The sequence below is a fragment of the Streptomyces aureocirculatus genome, from assembly GCF_000720475.1.
GTDB lineage: Bacteria > Actinomycetota > Actinomycetes > Streptomycetales > Streptomycetaceae > Streptomyces > Streptomyces aureocirculatus.
Genome location: NZ_JOAP01000125.1, coordinates 1 through 2,128, shown reverse-complemented (window position 1 = coordinate 2,128; position 2,128 = coordinate 1). Strand labels below are relative to the sequence as shown.

The 2,128-nt window shown below is 65.1% G+C and carries 2 protein-coding genes and 1 pseudogene; all 3 read left to right on the top strand.

The window, feature by feature from the left end; genetic code table 11:
• A pseudogene (locus tag IG78_RS0140950) lies at window positions 1-699 on the top strand (site-specific integrase); the annotation flags it as partial.
• On the top strand, window positions 696-1,157 hold the full coding sequence (locus IG78_RS0140945) for a hypothetical protein (protein ID WP_030574846.1): 462 nt from the start codon (window positions 696-698) through the stop codon (window positions 1,155-1,157). The pseudogene IG78_RS0140950 and the gene IG78_RS0140945, both read left to right, overlap by 4 nt.
• Before the next feature lie 291 nt (window positions 1,158-1,448).
• A complete protein-coding gene (locus IG78_RS0140940) occupies window positions 1,449-2,003 on the top strand; it encodes an ATP/GTP-binding protein (protein WP_030574843.1) in 555 nt (184 codons plus the stop codon).
• Window positions 2,004-2,128: the final 125 nt, after the last annotated feature.

The window sequence follows — 2,128 nt, the reverse complement described above, 5'->3', positions numbered from 1 at the left end:
CAGGTCAACTTGAGAATGCTCAGACGGACGTTGGCCCTGGAAATGGCCTACCGTCCCGGCGGTGTGCTGGCCTCCAAGATTCACCTAAAACATGTCGCTGTCGCGACGACAGAGGGGTATGCCTCGCGCCCCGGCGGGGCCCAGGCCGAGCTGTTGGCCGAGGTCAACAAGCACGAGAGCGACCGCAACCTGGACCTGGTCCTGGCTGAGGTCCGCAATTACCAAGAAGGCATTCTGCCCGCCGGGCCCGGCGCCCGGAGCCTCACCGAGTTCTTCTCCAGCATCGACGAGAAACTCGAACCGACAGCAGCATCGGCACCCAAAATCCAGCGCAGTGACCGGGATGTGCTGAACCTGCTGACCAAGCGCGCCAAGACCCTGTACATCGGCCCGGCCAACTACTGCTGGTTCACCGATTCGTCCCGGGCGCTCTGCCTCAAACTCGCCGGCACCCCCACCGCCGACCGCCCGCTGGTCGGGATGTGTGACTCCGCCCGCTGCCCGCAAGCCACCCACCACCCCTGCCACCGGCCCGTCTGGGCCGAGCACGCCGAACGGACGAAGACGTTCCTCGGCCACCTGGGCAAGACGCGCAAGACTGAACATGCCCGCCTGCAGAACGACTATGACCGGGCGCTTCGGGTCGTCGCCGAGATCGACGAGGCCGCCCTCGACCAACTCGACGAGGACTCCGCATGAGGATCACCGCAGCACAACGGAACGAAAACGAGAACCGCATCCGGGCCGCCATGGACCGGCTCCTTCGCGGCGAGATCCCGCCCGGCGGCACCTGTGACATCAAGACCCTTGCCCGTGAAGCCGCAGTCGACCGGACCGCGTTCTACGGCACCCGCCCTTACTCCCACCTACGAGTTGAGTTCGAACGACGCCTGCACGCCATCCAAGAGGCTGGCGAGATCCCCGATCCCCGCGAAGCCCAGATCGCCCGGCTCAAGGCAGAAAACACCAAGCTTCGGGAACGGCTGGCCCAGTCGGAGCAGACGATTGCAGAGCTCACGGACTTCCGCAGCCAGGCCCTGGCCCGGCTCGCCGCCCAGCACGAGGAGATCATCCGGCTCCGCGACGCCGTCGTTGAGGCAAGCAGGGTGAGCCGTCTGCCCGCACCGCGAACCACCGTCATCGGGACATGCAGTTGATGCGGCGGGACTCCTGAACCGTTCGTTCTGACACCCGGTTGCTCAGCGGTGGTTGCCGAGACTCTGGTCGACAGGATGTACTGGAACGAAGCAGGACGATGAGCAATCTGGCCGTGGTTGCCTTGCTCAACACCTTGGACATCAGGGGTGTCTCCGGCATATCGGCCGTTCGAGGATCCGCCTGTGTCCCCCATCCCCATCTCCAGGGCTCCACTGGCTCGTTGCCTCCGCCGGAGGCCCAAACGGTGACCAATGGACCTGTCTCGACCTGCAAGAAAGGGTTCTCGGATCATGCGGCGGTACGTTCTCACTGGCACGCCGGGCGCGGGCAAGACATCAATCCTGCGGTGCCTGGACGAGCTTGGATACGGGGTTGTCGAGGAGGCGGCAACGGCAGTCATCGCACAAGCGCAGGCGCTGGGCGAGGACCAGCCATGGACACGGGCGTCCTTCATCGACGAGATCGTCGCTCTGCAGCGGCAGCGACAGTTGGAGGCCACCGGCTCTGTTCAGGTGTTCGACCGGTCACCGGTCTGCGCCCACGCCCTCGCCACCTACTTGGGGTGGCCGGTGTCTCCGGCGCTGGCCGCGGAGCTCGAACGGATCACCTCCGAAGGGGTCTACGAGCGGCAAGTGCTCTTCGTCCGCAATCTAGGGTTCTGCGAGCCGACCGCGGCCCGGCGGATCAGTTTCCAGGAACCACTGGCTTTCGAAAAGATCCACGAAGAGAGCTACCGCGCGTTCGGCTACAAGCTCATCGACATCCCTGCCGGCGACCTGGCTCACCGCGTCGCCACGGTGAGCTCAATGATCGCGCATGCCCTGCCTCAGACACCCACAGGGTGAGCCGCATCACAGCGACCCCCTCGGAATGCAACACGCCCGACGATATGCAGCGCGAACGGGTCCCAAACGACGCACCTGCTCAATCGCACACAGGCTCATCCGCACACGGCCTCTGCGGACACAAG

Bases quoted from the DNA above. Each gene is read 5' to 3' on its own strand.
- IG78_RS0140940 (WP_030574843.1), top strand. From the start codon at position 1,449: ATGCGGCGGTACGTTCTCACTGGCACGCCGGGCGCGGGCAAGACATCA.
- IG78_RS0140945 (WP_030574846.1), top strand. From the start codon at position 696: ATGAGGATCACCGCAGCACAACGGAACGAAAACGAGAACCGCATCCGG.